General features: G+C 69.2%; 17 protein-coding genes and 1 pseudogene. 9 read left to right on the plus strand and 9 right to left on the minus strand.

Going from position 1 to position 22,019, the window contains the following annotated elements; translation table 11 throughout:
* Position 1: 1 nt before the first annotated feature.
* The 7 genes from AC3ET4_RS09455 to AC3ET4_RS09485 form a co-directional block, all read right to left on the minus strand.
* Positions 2-478, minus strand: coding sequence for an Ldh family oxidoreductase (locus AC3ET4_RS09455; RefSeq protein WP_431947972.1), 477 nt, complete (start codon positions 476-478; stop codon positions 2-4).
* Positions 475-1,935, minus strand: a complete 1,461-nt coding sequence (locus tag AC3ET4_RS09460; protein WP_431947974.1) for an NAD-dependent succinate-semialdehyde dehydrogenase — start codon at positions 1,933-1,935, stop codon at positions 475-477. Before AC3ET4_RS09460 ends, AC3ET4_RS09455 begins: the two co-directional genes overlap by 4 nt.
* 271 nt (positions 1,936-2,206) lie before the next feature.
* Positions 2,207-3,283 carry an ABC transporter ATP-binding protein gene (locus AC3ET4_RS09465; protein ID WP_431947976.1) on the minus strand — a complete coding sequence of 359 codons (1,077 nt, stop codon included), beginning with the start codon at positions 3,281-3,283 and terminating at the stop codon, positions 2,207-2,209.
* Positions 3,283-4,350, minus strand: coding sequence for an ABC transporter ATP-binding protein (locus AC3ET4_RS09470; protein ID WP_431947977.1), 1,068 nt, complete (start codon positions 4,348-4,350; stop codon positions 3,283-3,285). The genes AC3ET4_RS09465 and AC3ET4_RS09470 overlap by 1 nt, the downstream gene beginning before the upstream one ends.
* Positions 4,350-5,261: a carbohydrate ABC transporter permease gene (locus tag AC3ET4_RS09475; RefSeq protein WP_431947979.1), complete on the minus strand. Its 912-nt coding sequence runs from the start codon at positions 5,259-5,261 to the stop codon at positions 4,350-4,352. The genes AC3ET4_RS09470 and AC3ET4_RS09475 overlap by 1 nt, the downstream gene beginning before the upstream one ends.
* Positions 5,261-6,127, minus strand: a complete 867-nt coding sequence (locus tag AC3ET4_RS09480) for a carbohydrate ABC transporter permease (RefSeq protein ID WP_431947981.1) — start codon at positions 6,125-6,127, stop codon at positions 5,261-5,263. Before AC3ET4_RS09480 ends, AC3ET4_RS09475 begins: the two co-directional genes overlap by 1 nt.
* An 80-nt stretch (positions 6,128-6,207) precedes the next feature.
* A complete protein-coding gene (locus AC3ET4_RS09485) occupies positions 6,208-7,635 on the minus strand; it encodes an extracellular solute-binding protein (protein ID WP_431947983.1) in 1,428 nt (475 codons plus the stop codon).
* A gap of 393 nt (positions 7,636-8,028) precedes the next feature.
* Here AC3ET4_RS09485 and AC3ET4_RS09490 point away from each other — a divergent pair, with 393 nt between their 5' ends.
* The 9 genes from AC3ET4_RS09490 (at position 8,029) to AC3ET4_RS09530 (ending at position 19,173) form a co-directional block, all read left to right on the plus strand.
* On the plus strand, positions 8,029-8,763 hold the full coding sequence (locus AC3ET4_RS09490) for a GntR family transcriptional regulator (protein ID WP_431947985.1): 735 nt from the start codon (positions 8,029-8,031) through the stop codon (positions 8,761-8,763).
* An 89-nt stretch (positions 8,764-8,852) separates the two neighbouring features.
* A complete protein-coding gene (locus AC3ET4_RS09495) occupies positions 8,853-9,422 on the plus strand; it encodes a DJ-1/PfpI family protein (protein WP_431947987.1) in 570 nt (189 codons plus the stop codon).
* Between the two features lie 144 nt (positions 9,423-9,566).
* Positions 9,567-9,794 (plus strand): hypothetical protein, encoded by a 228-nt coding sequence (locus AC3ET4_RS09500; RefSeq protein ID WP_431947989.1) that lies wholly within the window; start codon positions 9,567-9,569, stop codon positions 9,792-9,794.
* 212 nt (positions 9,795-10,006) lie between these two features.
* Positions 10,007-13,933, plus strand: coding sequence for a ThuA domain-containing protein (locus AC3ET4_RS09505; RefSeq protein WP_431947991.1), 3,927 nt, complete (start codon positions 10,007-10,009; stop codon positions 13,931-13,933).
* A 200-nt stretch (positions 13,934-14,133) separates the two neighbouring features.
* Positions 14,134-16,059, plus strand: a complete 1,926-nt coding sequence (locus AC3ET4_RS09510) for a ThuA domain-containing protein (protein WP_488175922.1) — start codon at positions 14,134-14,136, stop codon at positions 16,057-16,059.
* Positions 16,060-16,659: 600 nt separating this feature from the next.
* Positions 16,660-16,995 carry an FCD domain-containing protein gene (locus tag AC3ET4_RS09515; RefSeq protein ID WP_431947995.1) on the plus strand — a complete coding sequence of 112 codons (336 nt, stop codon included), beginning with the start codon at positions 16,660-16,662 and terminating at the stop codon, positions 16,993-16,995.
* The gene (locus AC3ET4_RS09520) at positions 16,901-17,470 is read left to right on the plus strand and encodes a DJ-1/PfpI family protein (protein ID WP_375118237.1); all 570 of its coding nucleotides are present in this window, start codon (positions 16,901-16,903) and stop codon (positions 17,468-17,470) included. The genes AC3ET4_RS09515 and AC3ET4_RS09520 overlap by 95 nt, the downstream gene beginning before the upstream one ends.
* A 19-nt stretch (positions 17,471-17,489) precedes the next feature.
* A complete protein-coding gene (locus AC3ET4_RS09525) occupies positions 17,490-18,311 on the plus strand; it encodes an alpha/beta fold hydrolase (RefSeq protein ID WP_431947997.1) in 822 nt (273 codons plus the stop codon).
* A 232-nt stretch (positions 18,312-18,543) separates the two neighbouring features.
* Entirely contained in the window at positions 18,544-19,173 is a 630-nt protein-coding gene (locus tag AC3ET4_RS09530; protein ID WP_431947999.1) for a YigZ family protein, read from the plus strand.
* 183 nt (positions 19,174-19,356) lie between these two features.
* Here AC3ET4_RS09530 and AC3ET4_RS09535 read toward each other — a convergent pair.
* Positions 19,357-19,488 (minus strand): annotated as a pseudogene (locus AC3ET4_RS09535) (hypothetical protein); the annotation flags it as partial.
* A gap of 773 nt (positions 19,489-20,261) precedes the next feature.
* Entirely contained in the window at positions 20,262-21,863 is a 1,602-nt protein-coding gene (locus tag AC3ET4_RS09540) for a serine/threonine-protein kinase (protein ID WP_431948001.1), read from the minus strand.
* Between the last annotated feature and the right edge of the window lie 156 nt (positions 21,864-22,019).

A 22,019-nucleotide genomic window follows, 5' to 3' on the forward strand; every position in this document is an offset into this window, starting at 1 on the left:
GTCAGTGCCTCTCTGGAACGTCGGCGGTGATGTGCGGGGCGGGCGTCCAGGTCACCCGCGAGACCGGGACGGCGTCGGCTGCCGGGGGGCGCAGGCACGCGCCGGGCTCCCGGATAAGGTGACCGGGCGCCCTCGGGTCCATCGCGATGAAGACGTCGCCCCTGCTGGGCGGGTCAGTCGGGTCGAGGGTCCCGCGGACATCGTTGCCAAGGGCGGTACGAGTCAAGGTCGCGACCAGCACCTCGATCATGAGCGCGAGGGCGTGGCCTCTGGGACCGCCGAAAGGGCTGATCGCCCCCTCCACCGCCGCGGCCGCGTCTGTGGCGCGCACACCGGCGGAGTCGACGACGTCCCCCGGTGCCGGCGGATTCGTGCCGACCATGGCCCGGGTCCCGCCCCACGGGTGGAGGCCGGTCAGGTCGTGTGCGCACAGGGCGCGGTGATCCCCGGCGGGCACCCGGAGCAGCAAACCGGTCACGGCAGGTCGATCGCCGCGTAGGTGACGTCGAGGTACTCAAGGATGCCCTCGTGCGACCCCTCTTTGCCGATCCCGGACTGCTTCACGCCTCCGAACGGAGCTGACGGGTCCGAGATCAGACCACGGTTGATGCCGACCATCCCCGTCTCCAACCCCTCGGTGAACCGGAGCGCCCGCTGGAGGTCACGGGTGAAGACGTATCCGGCCAGGCCGTGCTCGGTGTTGTTGGCCTTCGCCATCACCTCGTCGTCGGACGTGAACGAGATGATCGGCGCCACCGGTCCGAAGATCTCCGTCTGCAGGATCCGCGCGTCTTCGGGCACGTCGACCAGGACCGTAGGCGGGTAGAAGTGGCCCGGCCCATCCGGACGCTCGCCGCCCACCACGACACGGGCGCCGCGATCGACCGCGTCGGCGACGAGCTCGTCGATCTTGGTGACCGAGGCCTCGTCGATCAACGGCCCGACGTCCACGCCGTCGTCGAGACCATGGCCCACCGAGAGCGCGCCCATCCGCTCGGCGAGGCGCGCCGTGAACTCCTCGCGCACCGGCTCCTCGACGTAGATCCGGTTGGCCGCGATGCAGGACTCCCCGATGTTGCGCATCTTGGCCACCATGGCACCGTCGAGCGCGACGTCCATGTCCGCGTCGGCACACACGATCAAGGCCGCGTTGCCGCCCAGTTCCATGGAGGTGCGCAGCACGTTGTCCGCCGCCTGTCGCAGCAGCACGCGCCCGACCTCGGTCGACCCGGTGAACGAGAGCTTGCGGGTCCGACGGTCGGCCAGCAGTGCTGAGACCACCTCGCCGGCACGCTTGGTCGTCACGACGTTGACGACGCCCGGGGGAACGCCGACCTCCTCCATGATGCGGGCCAGGAACAGCATGGTGAGTGGCGTCTGGGCTGCCGGCTTGGTGATCGTCGTGCAACCCGCCGCCAGCGCAGGAGCGATCTTGCGTGCACCCATGGCCAACGGAAAGTTCCAGGGCGTCACGAAGACGCACGGTCCGACCGGCTTCGGCACGGTGAGGATGCGGTATCCACCAGTGGGAGCGGTGTTGTAGCGCCCCTCGACGCGCACCGCCTCCTCGGCGAACCAACGGAAGAACTCGGCGCCGTAGGCCACCTCTCCCCGAGCCTCGGCGAGCGGCTTGCCCATCTCGAGCGTTATCAGCCGGGCGATCTCCTCGGATCGCTCGGTCAGTGCCCGGTACGTCGCGGTCAACAACTCCGACCGTTTTCGCGGCGGTGTCGCCGCCCAACCCGCCATTGCCTTGCTCGCCGCGTCCAGAGCGGCGAGCCCGTCGACGACGTCGGCGTCCGACACCTCGGCGATGGTCTTGCCGGTGGCCGGATCCTCGACGACAAAGGTGGCTCCGCCGGCGGCGTCGCGCCAGGCGTCGCCCATCCGGAGCCGCCGGTGCTCGGGGGCCAGGACGTTCATCGGATCACTCATAGCGTCGCCTCCTGTGATGTTCTCGGTGGTGTCCTGCGTGACCTCGGCGATCGCGCCACGCGCGTGGACGAACGGGTCGCACGACCTCGTCGGGGCCGAGGTCGCCGAGCGGGTCGAACGTGCCTCGGCCCCGGCTGCAGGGCGGCGCCCCCCGCCACCGACCGCCTTCTCGGGCCATGCTTCAGCGTCGTCAGGCCGTGCTCACCGGTGACGGTCCGCCGAAACTCGATTGCCACGTGCGGGCGCATGATGACGTCGCCGCCCTGCGCGGTCACCCCCCGGCCTGGGACAGCGCCAGCCCGGTGCCCGCATCGAACAGGTGCGCACGGTCCAGGTCGACCGTGACCAGCAGCCGCTCGCCCGGCGTACCCGTGACGGTGGGTCGTGCCTTGACCTTGAGGATCTCCGTCCCCACTCGGACGTCGACGACCGTTCGGTCACCGAGCGGCTCAAGGCCGTAGAGCTCACCCGACAACGACGCGTCCCCACGCTGCTCGATGGACAGGTCCTCTGCCCGCAGGCCCAGCAGCAGCGGACGACCGTCCTCAGCCGTGGTCCAGCGGGGCCGCGGCAGCGTCCAGCCTTCCGCCCCGACCAGACGATCCCCCTCGGCGTGGCAGGGGAGGAGGCTGATCGGCGGGCTCCCGACGAAGCCCGCGACCCACTGGTTGGCCGGTCGCTCGTACACCTCGGTCGGCGTTCCGACCTGTTGCACCTTCCCCTCCTTGAGGACCGCGACCTGGTCGGCCATGGACAGGGCCTCGACCTGGTCGTTGGTCACGTAGACGAAGGTTCCCCCGAGACTCCGGTGGATGCGGGTGAGCTCGGTGCGCATCTCGACGCGGAGCTTGAGGTCGAGGTTCGTCAGCGGCTCGTCCATGAGAAACGCGCGCGGGCGACGGACCAGCGCCCGGGCCAGGGCGACGCGCTGCATCTCACCGCCCGACATCTGCGCGGGACGACGCTGCAGCAGACGTTCGATGTGCAGCAGGCTCGACATCTGCTCGACGGCGGCGGCGATCTCGCTCGAAGAACAACGACGTGCCCGCAGCGGCGAAGCGATGTTCTCGTACGCCGTGAGGCGCGGGTAGAGGGCGTAGCTCTGGAAGACCATGGCCAGGTCGCGTGCCGCCGGGGAGTCACCGGTCGCGTCCCTCCCGTCCAGATGCACCGACCCGGCGTCAAGCTGCTCGAGGCCGGCGATCGCTCGCAGGGTGGTCGTCTTGCCTGCCCCGGAGGGCCCGAGCACGACGAAGAACGAGCCGTCCGGCACGTCCAGCGTCACCCCGTCCAGGGCCTGGACTCTGCCGAAGGACTTGCACAGCCCCTGCACTGCCACAGTTCCCATCAGGCCACCAGCTCTTCCGTGCTCACGTCGTACACCGGCGGGGGCCCGCCGGTGTGCCGCAGCCCGACCGGCGCGTCAGCGGCGAAACGGACAGTCGGTGGCATCCGAACCCGTACGTCGCGCCGGCCGCCGAGGTCGACCACGTAGATGATCTCGTCTCCCAGCCACTCCGCCGAGACCACGCGGGCCGGGGCCGAACGCTCCGCCCCTGGTGCTGTGACTTCCAGCGCCTCCGGCCGGACGCCTGCGACCAGGCGACGGTCGCGCGGCAGGCGTGGCGGTGGCGGGAGGACCAGTCCGCCCTGACTGCGCAGCTTCCCGTCGGCCACCTCCACCTCCACCAGGTTCATCGGCGGGGAGCCGATGAACGCGGCACAGAAAAGACTCGCCGGACGGTCGTAGACCTCCAGCGGCGTGCCGATCTGCTCGACGCGGCCCTTGTTGAGGATGGCGATTCTGTGGCCGAGCGACATCGCCTCGACTTGGTCGTGGGTGACGTAGACCATCGTCGTCCCCAGTTCCCCCTGCAGGTGCTTGATCTCCGTGCGCATGTCCGCCCTCAGCTCCGCGTCCAGATTGGTGAGGGGTTCGTCCATGAGGAATGCGCGCGGTCGCCGCACCAGGGCGCGCGCAAGCGCGACGCGCTGCTGCTCCCCGCCGGACAGCCGGTGCGGTCGCCGGTCCAGGAGCGGACCGAGCCGCATCAGCCGGGCGGCCTCGTCGACCCGCTCGCGCACCTCCGCTTTGGGCAGTCCCTCGGCCCGCAGTGGGAACGCCAGGTTGTCGCGGGTCCTCAGATGCGGGTAGAGAGCGTAGAACTGGAACACCATGGCGATGTCGCGCTCGGCGGGCGGCAGGTCGTTGACGAGCGTGTCGCCGATGCGGATGTCGCCCGTCGTCTGCCTCTCCAGCCCGGCTATGGCTCGCAGCGTGGTCGTCTTGCCGCAGCCCGATGGGCCGAGCATCACGAACAGCTCGCCGTCGCCGATGGACAGGTCCACGTGATCGACTGCGACCGTCCCGTCCGGGTAGCGCTTGTGCAGGGTGGTCACCTCGATGCCCGCCATCAGCGTCGCACCGCCCCGAGCGTCACACCGGCGATGAGGTGCTTGCGCACCAGGTAGGCGAAGACGAGCACCGGTAGGGCGAACACCACGGAGGCGGCGGCGACGAGACCCCAGTCCACAGTGGTTCCACCGATGAGGCCGGCGATGGCGGGTGGGGCCGTCCGCACGCTGTCGCTGGAGGTGAGGAAGATGGCGAACACGAACTCGTTCCACGAGAAGATGAGTGCGAAGACCGCCGTCGCGGCGATGCCGGGCAGGAGCAGGGGAAGGGTGAATCGCCAGAACGCCTGCAAGCGGGTGTAGCCGTCGAGCATGGCGGCATCCTCGTACTCCGCGGGCACCTCGTCGACGAACCCCTTCATCATCCAGATCGTGAACGGGACGTTGAACGCGGCGTAGATGAGGATCAGGCCGAGCTTGCTGTCGATGAGTCCGACTTGGCGGTACATGAGGAAGATCGGGACCACGACCACCACGGGCGGCATGAAGCGGGTGGACAGGATGAAGAACAGCTGGTCCTTCTTGGCCTTCACGGCGAAGCGTGAGTAGGCCCAGGCCGCCGGGACCCCCAGCACGGTGGCCAGCGCCGTGGAGACCCCGGCGACCACGACGGAGTTGAGGAACGAGACGGACAGGGCCGAGCGACCGCCGCCGGAGGCGACGAACACGTCCTTGAAATGGTCCAGGGTGACCTTGAAGTCGAAGAACTTGGCCGGGACCGCGTAGACGTCCCGGTTCTCCTTGATGGACGTCTCGAGCATCCACAGCACCGGAAAGAGCATCACGACGGCCAGCACGGTCAGCAGCGCGACCTCCAGCGCGGAGCGGCCCCGGCCGCCGAAGCGGCGCGCGGGGGGAGTGCGATCCCGGTCTGGACCCGTGGACACGGCCTTGTCGACGGAGACGGCCATCAGTCCTCCTTGAGCTTGTTCAAGTAGCGCAGGTAGAGCTGCGTAAGGACGATGACGACGAGGACCATGAGGATCCCGTACGCCGAGGCGGTTCCGGTGTTGAAGCCCAGGAACGCGACCTTGTAGACGTGGAACGACAACGTCTCGGTGGAGACCCCCGGACCTCCGCTGGTGAGGATGTAGACGAGGTCGAACAGCCGGAAGGCCTCGATGGCCCTGAACAACACCGCGATGAGGAGCAGCGGCCACACCAGCGGAAGAGTGATGGTGCGGAACCGGAACCACTCGGACGCCCGATCGATCGAGGCGGCCTCGTACAAGTACGTGGGAACCGCGGTGAGGCCCGCGAGGGCGATGAGCATGATGAACGGCGTCCATTGCCAGGTGTCGACCATGATCAGGGACAGCAGTGCCGTTCGCTGCTGGGTGAGCCACTCCACCTGCCCCAGGCCGAGCGAGCCGAGCATGCTGTTGATCACGCCGAATTGCGCGTCGAGCATGAATCGCCAGAACAACCCGACCACGACCGGCGACAGCATCATCGGAACCAGGAACGCAGTGGTCAGCACTCCTCGCCCGTGCGTGCGCCGTGAGATCAGGTAGGCGATGGCGAATCCGAGCACGGTCTGCAGGGTGACCGCGCCCACCACGTAGATCAACGTCGTCAAGGCCCTCAGGTGGACCTGCGCCGACGTCAGGACGGCGATGTAGTTCTCGAACCAGATGAAATGGGCCGGCCCCCCGCGGGTGGCCGAGTAGTCGGTGAACGACAGGTACAATGCCCACAGCAGCGGGAACACCGACATCGCGAGCAACAGCAGCAGCGCGGGGGAGATGAAGGCCACGGCGAGCCCGCGGTCGCTCAAGCGGCGGGACCGACCCGGTGCAGGTGGCGTCGCGGACGCCACCTGCCCGGGGTGGTCGGTCGTCAGAGAGGTGGGGTCACTCACAGTCCGCCGCCGCCCTTGCGGCCGCCGGAGTCGAGCACGCCCTGCTGCTCCTTGGCGATGTCGTCGAGCGCTTCCTTCGGCTTTTTCGCGCCGTTGAGAGCCGCGTTCACGTTGGTGTTCTCGATGTCGACCAGGCGCGCGTACTCGGGCACGTTCCACATGTCCCGCATCCGCGGAACCGAGTCGGCGTACACCTGGTTGAACGGCCCGGCATTGAGGAACTCGGGCGACTCCAGGGCGTCCGTACGCGATGGCACGCCACCAGCCGCGGCCCACTTCTTCTGGATGTCAGCCCGCTCGAACCACTTCATGAAGTTCAGGGCCTCCGCCTGGTTCGCCTCGGGGGAGTAGGCCGACACGTGCATCCCCATGCCGCCGAGAGGCACCAGGTTCGTCTTCTGGCTCGGCAGGGTGGCAAAACCCAGCTTGTCGAGAATCTGCTCCCGTGTGGTGCCGAGCGTCGACTGCTTCGGGTCGAGCAGGCCGCCGCTCGCGGCGATCCAGTTGAACGCGATGCATGCCTTGCCCTGGGCGACCGCCGCGTTCACCTCGTCGATGAACCAGTTGCCGGAGCCCGCGGCGGTCAGCGGCTTCATCTTGTTGACCAGGACGTCCATCGCCTCCTGGCCCGCAGCGTCGTTGATGACGCCGTCGATCTTGCGGGTCTTGGAGTCCCAGAGGTTGCCGCCGTAGACGCTGTTGACCGTGTTGTAGGTTACGGCCGCGGCGTCCGAACCGTTGGCCTGGTGGAAAGCCAGGCCGCTGACGCCAGGGTGGTCCGCCTGGCACTTCTCGGCGACTGAGATCATCTCGTCCCACGTCTGCGGCGGCTTGTCGCCGATCAAGTCCTTGCGGTAGATCATCGTCCAGGTGTCGCCGAGCAGCGGCAGTCCGTACATGCTGGCGTTCTCGTCGCGCTTGCCGGTCTCCGCCTGGGGGTACTGGCCGTAGGCCGCCAGGAGGTACGGGTTGTAGGCCTTGACGTCGATGTTCTTCTTGACGAAGTCGGTGATGTCGAGGATGTTGCCGTTCGTCACGGCCTCGCCGATGTGTTGCGAGTCCAGGATCGGGATGTCGAAGTCGGTCTTGTGCGCTGCGAACTGGGTGAACATCGCGTCGTGCCAGTTCGCGTTCGGCACGGTGTTGACCTTGACGGTCACGTTCGGCCGCTCCTTGGTGTACTCCGCGTTCGCGAAGTCTTCCAGCGCGTGGGCGGGGGGCCAGTCGAACCAGATGAACTTGAGGGTCAGCGGGTTCTTGGTGAGCTCCGGGATGGTCGCCGGCGCCTTGGGGGCGTTATTCGCATTCGCGCCGTCGTCCTGCCCGCAAGCCGTCAGGGCCGTGGCCACCACTATGGCCGCCGTCGCCAACTGCGCCGTCCGACGGGGAACGGACAGTCGTCTTATGCGCTTCGGATGCCGCATCTTCTCGCCTGCTTTCCGGGTGGGGAGCTCTGGAGCCTTGCTGCGTGCTTCGCCGAGCAGTTGCTGCGGGGCTTTCAGGCGGGTTGCCGGCTGCCGCAAGGGCTGACCCGCAGACCGGCGTCACGAGTACGCCGCGACGTGATGGGCTTCAAGCAGTCGAGAGGTCCTCCGGCCCTTGCGCGGCCCGGCGGCGAACCGAGTAGGACGTCGAGCATGCTCATTGGAGCTTCAGCTGATCGAGGCGGAGCTATGGCGGGCGGCTCCGCGACGGGTGAAGGATGACTGGCGTCCGTCACTTTTCCTATACGATCCAAGCGGGGGGCATCAACATCCCGCAGTATGCGACCGATGTCAACGGTTCCCGTAGACGTAAGAAAGGACCTCACAGTCACGATGGACGACGAAGCGATGATCGCGAGGGGCCGTGGGGCCATGACGGGCGGAACGCCGCCGGGAAGATCTCGTGGCCGGCTCGCCGACGAGGTGTACGACACGCTGCTCGGACAGCTGATGTCGCTACGGATAGAGCCCGGCTCCCGTGTCACGATCGACGTCCTGGCGCGAGAGCTGGGGGTCTCGCAGACGCCGATCCGAGACGCTCTGAACCGGATGGAGGCCGAGGGCCTGGTGGTGCGTGTGCCCCATGCCGGCTATCACATTCCCCCCCAGATCACCCGTCAGCGATTCGAGGACATGCTTGAGCTCCGCCTGCTCCTCGAGCCGGCGGCGGCGCGCAGATCCGCCGAACGCGCATCCGTGCAGCAGGTGGCCGGTCTGCGACGCATGCTGGAGGAGATGGCGGAGTTGGAGGGGGGCGGCGGGCCCGTGGCCTATGGCGCCTTCGGGCTGCGCGACGCCGCTTTTCACGATCTCGTCGCCCTGAGCGCGGAGAACCAGGTCATCCGTGAAGCGCTCGCTCGCCTGCACACGCACGTGCACCTGTTCCGGCTTCTCCACGACACCCAGGTCACTCACTTGGCCATGGCCGAGCACGAAGACGTCGTGGCCGCGATCGCCGCCCGTGACCCCGACGCCGCCGCCTACGCCATGCGTCGGCACATCCTGCTGTCCGGCGAGCGGTTCCGACGTTTGTTCGACGAGGCCAAGGGCTCGGACGGAACGGTCTAAAGGCTTGACGGGCGGGCCGGGCCGGGGAATGCTAACGGATCGGATCGGATCGGATCGACCTCACCCGCCTCAGATGCGAGGAGAAGTAGGTGCCCAGAGCGCTGCTTCTGACCGGCGACGCCGCCGAGGAGCTCGACACCATGTATCCCTACTATCGCGTGCAGGAGGGCGGCTGGGACGTTGACGTCTCGTCACGGACGATGCGCGACGTTCAGCTGGTCATCCACGAGTTCGACCCCCACTCCGACGCCTATGTGGAGAAGAACGGCCGGAAGCTGCCGGTCGACGTGCCCTGGGCCGAGGTCGACGTCGAGCGCTATGACGCCCTGATCATCCCTGGGGGACGTGCCCCCGAGTGGATCCGGGTCGACGCCGACGTCAGGCGCATCACCGAGCATTTCTTCGCGCGCAACCTCCCGATCGCGCTGGTGTGCCACGGCGCGCAGGTGCCGGCGGTGTACGGGCTGCTGAAGGGCCGGAAGACGGCGTGCTTCCCCCCCATCACCGGTGACATGGAGAACGCGGGCGCGACGGTCATCGACGCTCCCGACGTCGTGGACGGCAACCTCGTCTCCTGCCGCGGATGGCCTGACATGCCGCAATTCGGCAGGGCGATGATGGAGGTCTTCTCTAAGTCCATCACCTCCGCATCGGCATGACCACACCTGGCCAGTCCCGGTGAGGCCCGAGCCGCTCGCCGACCTGTGCCACCCCCATCGTCATGCGCCGGTCGCCAGAGGCCAGGCCTCTGGCGCTGCCGGCCAACCGGCGGCTCGGTCCTGGCCGACCTGTTCAACCCGCCAGTGATCGTCATCGGACGCTGTTTCGCCTCGCCGGCCACGTGGCTGCTGCCACACGCACAAGATCAGCTGCAACGGCTCATGGTGGCAGCTCCAGCCGCCCAGTGCCGATTCGTCGCCTGCACGCCCAGCTTCGGCACCGCCTTCCGCGGCGCGGCGAGCACAGTGATCGACCACATCATCGACGACCCGACCGCGATCACGGATTCACCCAGGCCGACACCTTACTGACGGCCCCACAGACCTGGAGACGGCACCCTCCAGCAACCGCACTGTCCGCTACCACCACGTGGCAACAAGCGCGGCGGTTCGCGCCGTGCCTGACATCCCCCAGGCAGGAAGGGTTTTTCATGTCACCACGTCATCGAACGTGGGCCAGGCTGCTCGACGCAGCCCTGCCAGAAAACGGACGACGACGCCCGAGGCGTCGCACCGCGACCACGATGGCCTTAGCCCTCATCGCCCCTTTCCTCACGCTCCTCGCGACGCCGGTGAGCGCCGCGGACCCCACGGCGGCTGAGTCCTCTCCCGTCGCTGCACCCGCGCTGCCGCAGCCGTCCGCGTCTGCCGCCAAGCCCGCACCACCAGACGCCCGCTACAAGGTGCTCGTGGTGCGCAGCACCCAGGACGCGGTGTCGTCGGCCGGCCTGGCCGCGATCCGGGATGCGGCCAGACCCGGTCAGTTCACGGTCGTGGCGCCCGGGCCCGCTGACGTGGGCGACCATTTCACGGAGAAGAAGCTGAAGCAGTACCGCGCGGTCGTGTTCTTGGACACGGGTCTCGCGAGCCCGCTCACGGACGCGCAACGCTCGAACTTCGAGGACTACTTCCGTGACGGCGGCGGCTTCGTCGGCGTCGGCTCGGCGGTGGAGACCGACGAGTCCTGGTCGTTCCTGACCGACATCCTGGGGACGCGTGCGTCCGGCAAAACCGACGTGCAGTCGGGTGACGTGAAGGTCGCCGACCGCGTCCACGACGCGACCAAGGATCTGCCGCAGATCTGGTCGCGGACCGACGAGTGGTACAACTTCACGAAGAACGTGCGCGGTGTGTCACACGTCCTCGACACCGTCGTCGAGGACCCGTTCGGGCCGCAGCCGCAGGGCGCCGACCTCGACGGGATCGCCGGGGGCACGATGGGCGCCGATCACCCGGTCTCGTGGTGCAAGGACTTCCAGGGCGGCCGCTCGTTCTACACCGGCCTGGGCAACACGGCCGCGAGCTTCGACGCCGGCCTCACCAAGCACCTCAAGGGCGCGATCGGCTGGGCCGCGGGCCAGGCCGACCCGGACTACAGCGATTGCGGCGCCACCGTGCTGGCCAACTACCAGCAGACGAAGATCGGCTCGCCGCCGAACCTGCAGGAGCCGATCGGCTTCGACCAGCTGCCGGACGGCCGCGTTCTGCAGACGGACCGCCTCGGCTCGCTGCGCATGCACGACTCGACCACGGGCGTCACCACGGTCGTCGCCAACTTCGCCGACCCGAGCCTGCCGATGACGCAGCAGATCTACACCGCGGGCGAGGACGGGCTCTACGGCCCGGCGGTCGACGCCGACTTCGCGACCAACAAGTGGGTCTACCTCTACTACTCGCCGAAGGAGGTCACCGACGTCAAGCTGAGCGACGGATCAGTCGTCACCCAGGTCACGCCGAACACCACCCCACCGAACGTGGCGGCGTCCAAGACCGCGTGGGATCCGTATGTGGGCTATTTCCAGCTCAGCCGCTTCAAGTTCGTCGACGCCACCGACAGCACGCCGGCGCACCTCGACATGGGCTCCGAGCAGCAGATCATGCGCGTGCCGGTCAACCGCCAGGAGTGCTGCCACGTCGGGGGCGACATCGACTTCGACAAGCACGGCAACCTCTGGATGGTCACCGGCGACGACACGCCCGCGGGCGGCATCAACGCCGGCGGCTACGGGCCGTACAACTCGCAGAAGACCGACGAGCAGCAGACCGTGCGCGTCACCAACGCGACGGGCGGCACGTTCACGCTGACCTTCGAGGGCCAGACGACGGAGCCGATCGCGTGGAACGCGGATCGCAACGCGATCGACGCGGCGCTCGAGGCGCTCTCGAACATCGAGGCGGACGAGATCCAGACCAGCGGCGGTCCGGTCAACACGTCGAACGTCAACGTGTTCTTCCGCCGCGGCAAGCAGCAGTCCGATCAGCCGCAGATCACCGCCGACGGCTCCGGCCTGACCGGCACCGCCACGCCGGCGATCGCCACCAGCACGGCGCAGGCGGGCGGCTGGTACCAGCGGCTCACCGGTGACTCGCGCCGCACCGCGCTGAACACCAACGACCTGCGCGGCAAGGTGCTGCGGATCAAGGTCAAGAGCGGCGACATCTCCGCCGCCGACGCCAACAAGGTCGCCCTCGGCCCCGGCACGGGCGCCTACTCGATCCCGCCGGGCAACCTGTTCCCGCTGGTCGCGGGCAAGCCGCGGGACAAGACGCGGCCGGAGGTCTACGCGATGGGCTTCCGCAACCCGTTCCGGATCCAGGTCGACGAGAACGACGTGGCCTACGTCGGCGACTACTCGCCCGACGCCCAGACACCGCAGCGCTCGCACGGCCCGTCGGGCACCGGTCGCTACGAGATCGTGCGCAAGCCGTCGAACTACGGCTGGCCGACGTGCTACAAGCGCGACCTCGCGCACTACCAGTGGAACTTCCACGAGTTCGCGCCCGGCACCACCACCGCGGGCACGCCGCTGAACAACCCGCCTCAGAAGTTCGAGTGCGACGGGCCGACGCAGCGCAACGACTCGCTGTGGAACATCGAGGGCGGTCCGACGGTCGAGCCGGGCCTGAGGGACGTCCCACCGGTCACCGACCCCGACATCTGGTACTCCTACCGCGACAACAACCCGACCGCGCCGCTCGGCACCCCGTGCGAGGCCTCCTACGCGCCGACCCCGGGCCCGATCGCGCCCGGCTCGACGACCGAATGCCCGCGGCTGTTCCCCGAGCTCTTCACCGGCGGCGTCGGTCCGCACGGGGTCGCGAAGTACCATTACGACCCGAAGAACCCGAACCCTCACAAGTTCCCGGCGTACTACGACGACTCGGTGATCATCAGCGAGTGGACGCAGGACACGCTGCGCGAGGTCAAGCTCGACAAGAAGACCAACCACGTCCAGAAGATCAACAACTTCCTGGACTGCGGCAGCCGTGCGAGCGCCGGGGCAGGCACGTTCCGGTTCGAGTGCGACAACCCGATGGACCTGCAGTTCGGTTCCGACGGCGCGTTCTACCTGCTGACCTACGGAAACGGGTTCAACGTCATCAGCCCCGACGCGGGCATGTACAAGTGGGAGTACGTCAAGGGCAAGCGCGCGCCGAAGGCCGTGCTCACCACGGACCGCACCGACGGCGCAACGCCGCTGACCGTGAACTTCTCCAGCGCCGGCTCGCTGGATGAGGATCCCGGCGACTCGATCCGCTACGAGTGGAACTTCGGCGACGGCTCGGCGATCGAGACCGACCCGAACCCGGCACACACGTACACGCAGTCCGGCCGCTACACGGCCGTGCTGACCGTGCTCGACTCGTCCGGAAAGCAGACCTCGACCAGCACCGTGATCACCGTGGGCAACACGAGCCCGACGGTGGTCGTCAACACGCCGGTGGAGGGCGGGACGTTCGTGTTCGGCGACGACATCCCGTTCTCGGTCACGGTCACCGACCCCGAGGACGGGACGGTGGACTGCTCCGAGGTGGAGGTCACGTTCGTGCTCGGCCACGACTCGCACGGCCACGCCGAGGAGTCCGTCAACGGCTGCTCGGGCGTGCTCCACACGGAGGCCGACGACGTCTCACACGGCGGCAACGTCTCCGGCGTGGTCCAGGCGCGCTACACCGACCACGGCGGTCCGGGCGGCGTCCCGCAGCTGACCACGACCGGCCAGCACCAGATCCGCCAGAAGCACCAGGAGGTGGAGTTCGTCGTCAACCAGTCCGGCACCAACACGGCGAACAACTCCGACGGCGGCGCCGGCGTGCACCGCGGCAGCCTGGGCTCGGGCGACTGGCTCCAGCTCAACGGCCCGTTCAACCTGACCAACATCGATTCGATCACTTTCCGCGCGGCGGACGCGGCGAACGGCCGCACGCCCGGGTCGCCGCTGGCGGCCATCGAGGTCCGTCAGGACTCGGTCACCGGGCCGATCCTGACCACGGCCAACCTCGTGTCCACCGGCGGGACGGGAACCTGGACGAGCCAGACGTTCCCGGTCTCGATGTCCGGGACGCATGAGCTGTTCCTGGTGTTCCGCTCGGTCACGGGTGGCGCCACGGGCGGCAACCTGTTCAACCTCAACTGGGCCGAGTTCGTCGGCGCAGGCATCGGCACCTAGCGAACCCGCCCGTGCCGACGGACCTGGGTCCGTCGGCACGGGCATCCGCACCCAGCGAACCCGCCGGCACAGCGGCAAGAGAGAAGACACTCATGCGGAGAAAATTTCGCACATCGGCAGTGGCCGCCTTCATGACGGCTGCCGCACTCATCACCGCGACACCGTCGTGGGCAGAGGAAACGACATCGCCGACGATCAACGTGGCGACGCTGTCGCCCTCTGCGCCGACCGGCCAGAACAACTGGTACACCGGCCCGGTGACGCTGAACGTGTCGGCGACCGACGACGTCGGCATCGCCAAGTTCCAGTACTCGCTCAACGGCGGCGCCGCCTATATCGACGTGCCCGTCGAGGGGGCGCCGACGTCGGCCACGGCGTCGGCGGTGATCACGCAGGAGGGCAACACCAGCGTCCGGTACCGCGCGGTCGACACGTCCGGAAACGTCGCGGCGTTCCGCTCGATCTCGGTCCGTATCGACACACGCGCGCCGGCCGCATCGTACCCGGCGATCACCGATGGTCACGTCGGTCACGTCGCCACGCTCATCCCGACGCGCACGGACCCCACCCCCGGCTCGGGCGGAGTGGCCGTGCTGAACATGTACCTCGACGGCGAGCTGGTCCCGCCGTTGCCGGTGCAGACCTCCGACCTGTCGCTCGGCGTGCACAAGCTCGCGGTGCACCTCTCCGACGCTGCTTCCAACAGCGCGAAGTACACGCAGACGTTCATCGTGACGACCTCGTTCGCGGACGTCGGCACGCTGATCACCCGGTTCGTGACCGCCGGCAGCGTCCCGGCTGAGGTCGGTGAGGCGCTCCAGGCCAAGCTCGACGAGGCGAAGGCGCTCGCCGACACCGGTTCGGCCAAGAGCGCGAGCCAGGTCCTGAACGAGTTCGTCTCGATCGCCAACCGGATCGCGCCCGGCTCGGCCCGCAAGACTCTCGTGGACGATGCCCGTCACCTGATCGACCAGCTCAAGGGCAGGCCCGCGCCGGAGCCCGCGACGGGCCTTGAGTCCGAGCCCGCGGAGGGCCCGAAGTTCATCCCGGACCCGGTGCTCGCCCCTCTCCCGCACAAACCGGACGCCAAATACAACGTCCTGGTCTTCTCCAAGACGACGGGCTTCCGGCACGACCACATCCCGCACACCGTGGCCGCGATCCAGAAGCTCGGCATCGCGCACAAGTTCAACGTCGACGTCTACGACCCGCAACTCCCGACGGTCACGCTGCCCACGAGCCCGTTCCTGAGCCTCGACACGCTCAAGCAGTACGACACGATCGTCTTCGAGTCCAACGTCGGGCACCCGGGTCCGCTCAACGCGACCACCGAGCAGCCGAACTTCGAGGCCTACATGAAGCAGGGCGGCGGCTATGTCGGCATCCACGGCGCCGCCGACTCGTTCGAGATCGGCACCTGGCCGTGGTACGGCGACCTCGTCGGTGGGTTCTTCACCAGCCATCCGAGCGGCCAGAACGGGTTCGGCCAGTGCGGCAGCTGCATCCACGCCGAGGTGGTGACCGAGGACAAGACGCACCCGGCGACCGCGCATCTCCCTGCCCGGTGGCTGACGGTCGACGAGCTCTACAACTTCGACCGCAACATGCGGGGCGACGTGCACACGCTGCTGAGCCTCAACGAGGACAGCTACCAGCGCAGCCTCAACAGCGGCAACGCGGCCACCAACCCGCTGCGGCTGATGAACGGCGACCACCCGATCGCGTGGTGCCAGAACTGGGGCGGTGGCAAGGCGTTCTCGACCATCCTCGGCCACTTCCGGACGCACTACTACGACGACTCGTTCATGCGGATCATCCTCGGCGGGATCGAGACGACCGCCGGCCGCAAGGGCGCCAACTGCTCGTCGTACCGCGAGACCAACCTGCTGATCGAGGCTGACCGAGCGGCTGGGCTGCTGACCCCGGACGCCGCGGACGCCGCCGGTGCCGCCCTGGACATCGCGCGGGACAGCTACCTGGCACGCGAGTACACCACCGCCATCCCGGCGCTGAACTCGATCGTCGCCCTGGCGAACCACAAGGCCTCCGGCGACGCCGCGGCGCGTTCCGAGCTCGCGCGGCAGGCGCGCGAGCTGCGGGAGTGGATGCAGAACCTCAAGCGCTGACCCGTTCACGCGGCGGGGGCGGCGATTCGCCGCCCCCGCCGCGCTGACGCTGGAGCGCGTACCACTATCGCGGATTGATGCACGACCTTCTCGTGATCATCGACGAGACATCGGTAGGTGCCGCACGTGACCCATCCTCCCAAGGGAGCGGTGTTGCGGTCGGGTCGACGCCCTGCGGGCGGCATTCGGACACGAGGTCCCGGCCGACGGCGTTGCGCCGGAAGGGGTGCTCACGGAGGCCGATCGCGAGGTCGTGATGAGCCGGCCGAATGAACTGGAAGAACGCGTTCCGCGACGCGGAGAACGGATGCGTCCGCGATCGGAGGGGACGACGACGGTGACCCTTGGGCGCATTGCCGGGCTGTCGCCGCGCCCTACGGGTCTTCCGTCAGTCGAGAAGTCCTTCGGTCCTCGTGTGACCCTGTGGCGAACCGGGCAGGACGTCGAGCATGCTCATAGGAGCTCCAACTGATCGACGTAGGGCGATGGCGGGCGGTTCCGCGACGGGTGAAGGATGGCTGACGTCCGTCACCCTTCCTATATGATCCGAGTGGTCCTCGCCGTGCACTTCTCCACGACACCCAGGTCACTCACGTGGCCATGGCCGAGCACGAAGTCGTCGTGGCCGCGATCGCCGCCCGTGACCCCGACGCCGCCGCCTACGCCATGCGTCGGCACATCCTGCTGTCCGGCGAGCGGTTCCGACGTTGTTCGGCGAGGCCAAGGGTTCGGCCGGAACGGTCCAAAGGCTTGACGGGCGGGCCGGGCCGGGGAATGCTGACTCCGTCGGATCAGATCGGATCCGATCCGCCTCACCCGCCTCAGATGCGAGGAGAAGCAGGTGCCCAGAGCGCTGCTCCTGACCGGCGACGCCGCCGAGGAGCTCGACACCATGTATCCCTACTATCGCGTGCAGGAGGGCGGCTGGGACGTTGACGTCTCGTCACGGACGATGCGCGACGTTCAGCTGGTCATCCACGAGTTCGACCCCAACTCCGACGCCTATGTGGAGAAGAACGGCCGGAAGCTGCCGGTCGACGTGCCCTGGGCCGAGGTCGACGTCGAGCGCTATGACGCCCTGATCATCCCTGGGGGACGTGCCCCCGAGTGGATCCGGGTCGACGCCGACGTCAGGCGCATCACCGAGCACTTCTTCGCGCGCAACCTCCCGATCGCGCTGGTGTGCCACGGCGCGCAGGTGCCGGCGGTGTACGGGCTGCTGAAGGGCCGGAAGACGGCGTGCTTCCCCCCCATCACCGGTGACATGGAGAACGCGGGCGCGACGGTCATCGACGCTCCCGACGTCGTGGACGGCAACCTCGTCTCCTGCCGCGGATGGCCCGACATGCCGCAATTCGGCAGGGCGATGATGGAGGTCTTCTCTAAGTCCATCACCTCCGCATCGGCATGAGCACGCCTGGCCAGTCCCGGTGACGGCACTTCGGACCATCACAGTCGACGGCTCCCCCGTCCACGTCATGGAGAGCGGCACCGGACCCGCGGTGCTGATGCTGCACGGCTCCGGACCCGGTACGACCGGATCCGGAGCCTGGGCGACGACGGCACAGGCGCTGGGCACGTCCTGGCACCTGGTGGCTCCTGACCAGGCGGGGTTCGGCCGTACACCAGTCCCGGCGGGCTCCAGGGGTGGGCTCCGGCTGTGGACGGAGCAGGCCGCGGGCCTGATGGATGCTCTCGGTGTCGAGAACTACGCCGTGGTGGGCCACTCCATGGGCGGTGCAGTGGCGCTGGCGTTGGCGGCGGCGCGTCCCCGGCAGGTCACCCGTGTCGTGGCGGTCTCGACGATGGGCGCCCCCGGGGCGCCGCTCTCCGCCGATCTCGACGCGGTCTGGGCCGCCCCCGCCGGCCCGCTCGGGGCACGAGACATGCTGAGTCGCCTCGTCTTCGACCAATCGCTCGTGACCGAGTCGGCCGTCGCTGCCCGTGCAACTGCGATGCGAGCGGGGGCGGCCGCATTCGCGTCGTTGTTCCCTCCGCCCAGGGAACGTTGGGCCGACGAGCTCACCCTCTCGGCGCAAACACTGGCAGGGGTGCGCGCGCCCGTGCTGCTCGTCCACGGCGCCGAGGACCGAGTCACCCCGCTCGGGGCGGCAGCCCTGCCCCTGCTCGAACACCTGGCCGATGTCCGTCTGCACGTGTTCGGCCGATGCGGGCACGTGCCGGCGCTCGAGCACCCGCACGACTTCAGGCGGCTCCTGTCGTGCTTCCTCGGCCGGGAACGAGGTGACTGATCGCCGCGACAGGTCCGCAGCCAGCAGCTGGGGATCCTCATGGGCATGGCGCATCACAGGGCCGATCCTGCTCTGCTGGTGCGCAACGAGGCCACCTGCGGCCCATGTGTCCCCCAGGCCCGTCAGGATCTCCCGAACCGCCGCGCCGTCTCCGTGCACGTCGTCCTCCCGCGATTCCGATCCTGGGCAGCGAACCAGAGGAGGCCTCCCGCTGTTCCCGTAGGGTGGCGGGGTGCTGGAGCGCTACCTGACGATCGGACGTGAGCACGTCCACGAGAGCGAGATCAAACGCTCGCGGTTCCTGTGCGCGCTGGCGCCGGTGTCCGGTGAGGAGGAAGCGCAGGAATTCATCGCCCGCGTCCGCAGGGAGCACGCCGGGGCGACGCACAACTGCTACGCGTTTGTGATCGGCGCCGAGGGCAGGATCCACAAGGCGAGCGACGACGGCGAGCCGGGCGGCACCGCCGGCACGCCCATGCTGCAGGTGCTGCTGCGCCGCGAGGTCCGGGACGTCGTCGCGGTCGTCACGCGGTATTACGGCGGCATCCAACTCGGCGCGGGCGGCCTGGCGCGCGCCTACGGGGGCGCCGTCTCGGCGGCCCTGGACGAGCTCGGCACAGTGGAGCGGCGCAAGCTCGCGCTGGTCACCGTCGTCGCCGGCCACCAGCGGGCCGGGCGACTCGAGAACGACCTGCGCGCGGCGGGCCGCGCCGTGCGCGGCGTCTCCTATGATGCGGCGGAGGTACGCATCGACCTGGGCGTGCCGGAGGAGGAACTGGCCGCATTCCGGACCTGGCTCGCCGACGCCTCCGCGGGGACCGCGGGCGTCGAGGTGTCGGGCAGCGCCTATGTGGAGGTCTGAGGAGGTTCCCCGCCGGGTGCGGCGCCGGGACGGGCAGGCCGCCGGCGGCGAACTCACGGACGCAACGGTCGGAGCGGCCATTCCCGCCGTCGGCGGTGTGCCGCGCAAGGACCCGCGGGCGGCACCGGCCGCCGTCAGCGGCCAGACGGCGACCGCGGCCCATAGCAGCGCGTGCCCCAGGTCCGCGAGGACGGGGAGGGCGGCGGCGTCCGCCACGACCAGGCTCGCCGCCGCCGTCATCCCCAGCGGGAACACCGTGGCCCAGCGCCGGACGTCGTAGTGGGTGCGCGGCCACCGCGCCTCGGCGGCGTACATCAGCGCCACGAACCACAGCAGGCAGGCCGCGAGCAGGACCAGCGCCACAGTGCGCAGGGTGCAGGCCGGGCGCCCAGCGCAGAAGGCCGTGCGGATCGGCGGCAGCCGTCAGCTTGGCCGCGGCGAGCGCGCTGATCGACAGAGCTCCGCCCGCGATCCGGTGGTCGCCGGCGCCCACCCGGACCTCCCGCAGGTCGAAGCGGGCGAGCGCCATGGCGTACAGGGCCAGGCCGACCAGGAAGAGCAGCAGGCCCGTCCCGCACAGCCACGGCAGGTGCAGCGGCCCCGCGAGGGTCGCCGCGCCGACGGCCAAGCCCTCCGTGGCCACGCACACCAGGAAGACGGCGCCCGGCAGCCGGGATCCCCAGCGCCGGACCACCGTCACGAGAAGCAGCGGCCACAGCACCGCCGACAGCGCCAGGGCGGCCGCCGCGGCCTCCTGCCACCCCCGCAGCGACAAAAACGTGCCGAGCACGCAGGTCGCCGCCACGGCCGTCAGCCCGGCGGGTGTCGCGGCCTCCCGCCACCAGCGCTCCGCGCTCCGGGCCAGGCGTGCGGCGAATGCGCCCGCGCACCCGGCCCACACCGCCGAGGCCAGCGCGAGCGCCGTCAGCGCGGCGCCCTCGTACCCGGCCAGCCGCAGACCGGCGGAGAAAATGCCGGCCGCCATGACGGCCGCCCCGGCCGCCGGTGTCAGTGCGCCCACCGTACACACGGGGGATCTCGGGCGGCGCCGGCCACCCTACACGCCGGGGTTCGCCCGTCCGGAGAGGTCAGTCTCCTGTTTGGACCTCTTGGACCTCGCCCTCGAGGGTGGCGTAGATCTCGCAGGCGCGGTCGTTGTCGCTTCGGGCGTAGCTCATCTCCGGTCCCTGCACGACCACATAGCTGTGCGTCGGGTGCTCTATGGTGCATTCCCTGTCCAAACGGCTCATCAGGGCCGGAAGCGCATCCCAGTCGACTTTCGAGAGGTCGACGGTCGTGGGGTCGTTGAGGTAACCCTCCTCGGCCGACTTCTGGAGCTTGCCGCCGCGGTACAGGTAGGTGTCGAAGTGGGCCTCGTCCGTCTTCTTCGGTACCTGCAACTCCGCGTGGTCCTCGTAGAGGAGCAGCGCCAGCACCTCGGTGCCGCCAGTGCCCGACTTCGCGGCGTCCGTCATGAAGCGTCCCCCTGCCGCAGAGAGCAGCTTCACCGGCACAGCCGCCGTCGGGGAGCCGACGGAGCCCTTGCGCGCGCTGGGGCTTTTGCCCGCGGTGCTGCCCATGCCCGCGGCGTCGGCGTCCCCGTCGCCATGGAGCTGCGGGAGAAGGGTCAACAGCAAGGCGCCCACGACGCCCACCGCCGCCACCGCGCCGACCGCCGCCCCGGCCTGGCGGGCACGACGTCCGCGACGGGCCGCGGAGGGCGGTTCGGACGGCTGGGGCGTGGTCGGCAGGTACGTCGTGGGGGCGGTTCCGAAGCCGGGGGGTGTCTCGCCGCCAGGCGCGGGCAAGGACACGGGCGGCGGTGCCGCGGGCAGGGACGCGGGCGGTGCGCCCCGTTCCACGTCGGCGAGCATCCGGTCGAGCGTGTCCGCGTCGGGGCGTGCGGCGGCGTCGCGTACGAGCAAGGCGGTGAGGACGGGGCTGAGCGGTCCCGAGCGCACCGGGGGCGGTACGGGTTCCTCGAGGACGGCGACGAGGGTGGCGATGGTGGTCTCGCGGCGCAGCGGGTGGACACCTTCTGTCGCGACGTACAGCACCATGCCGAGAGACCACAGGTCGGAGGCGGGGTTGCCCTCCTGGCCGCGGATGCGTTCGGGGGCGATGTACTCCGGGGAGCCGATGAGGCCGCCCGTGGCCGTCAGGCGGGTCGCGTCGCGGAGGGAGGCGATGCCGAAGTCGGTGAGGACGGGTGTCGTGTCAGGCCGCAGCGCGATGTTCGCGGGTTTGACGTCGCGGTGGTGGACGCCGACGGCGTGCGCGGCGCGCAGCCCGGCCAGCAGGCCGCGGCCGATGCCGGCGGCCTCCACCGGGGTGAGCGTTCCCCGGGTCAGCCGGTCCTGCAGGGAGCCGCCGGTCACCAGCTCCATCACGAGCCAGGGGTGCGGAAGATCCCCCCTGTCTACGATGTGATGAATTGTGACGACGTTGGGGTGGTGCACACGGGCCAGGGCGCGGGCCTCGCGCAGTACGCGCTGCCGGGCCTTCGCCGCGGTCTCGGGGTCGGCGTCGGCCGTCTCCGGGTCGGGCGGTCGTACTTCCTTCAAAGCGACCTCCCGGTGCAGGGCTGTGTCGCGGGCCCGCCACACCAGCCCCATGCCGCCGCCGCCCAGGCGCTCCAGCAGTTCGAAGCGGCCGTCGATCACTCTTCCACGGGAGTCGCTCGCCGTCATGGCGGTTATCGTACGGACGGCCGGGGACGTTGATCGACCCTTGATCGGCCCCGCCCGAATCCGGGCTCCGCCACGCGTTGTCGGTGGCGGCGGATAGCCTCCTGTCGGAGAGCACGGGACCGTGGCGTGGGGACACTGAGGCCCGTGCGGAGCACG

The organism is Actinacidiphila sp. bgisy167, from assembly GCF_057707665.1.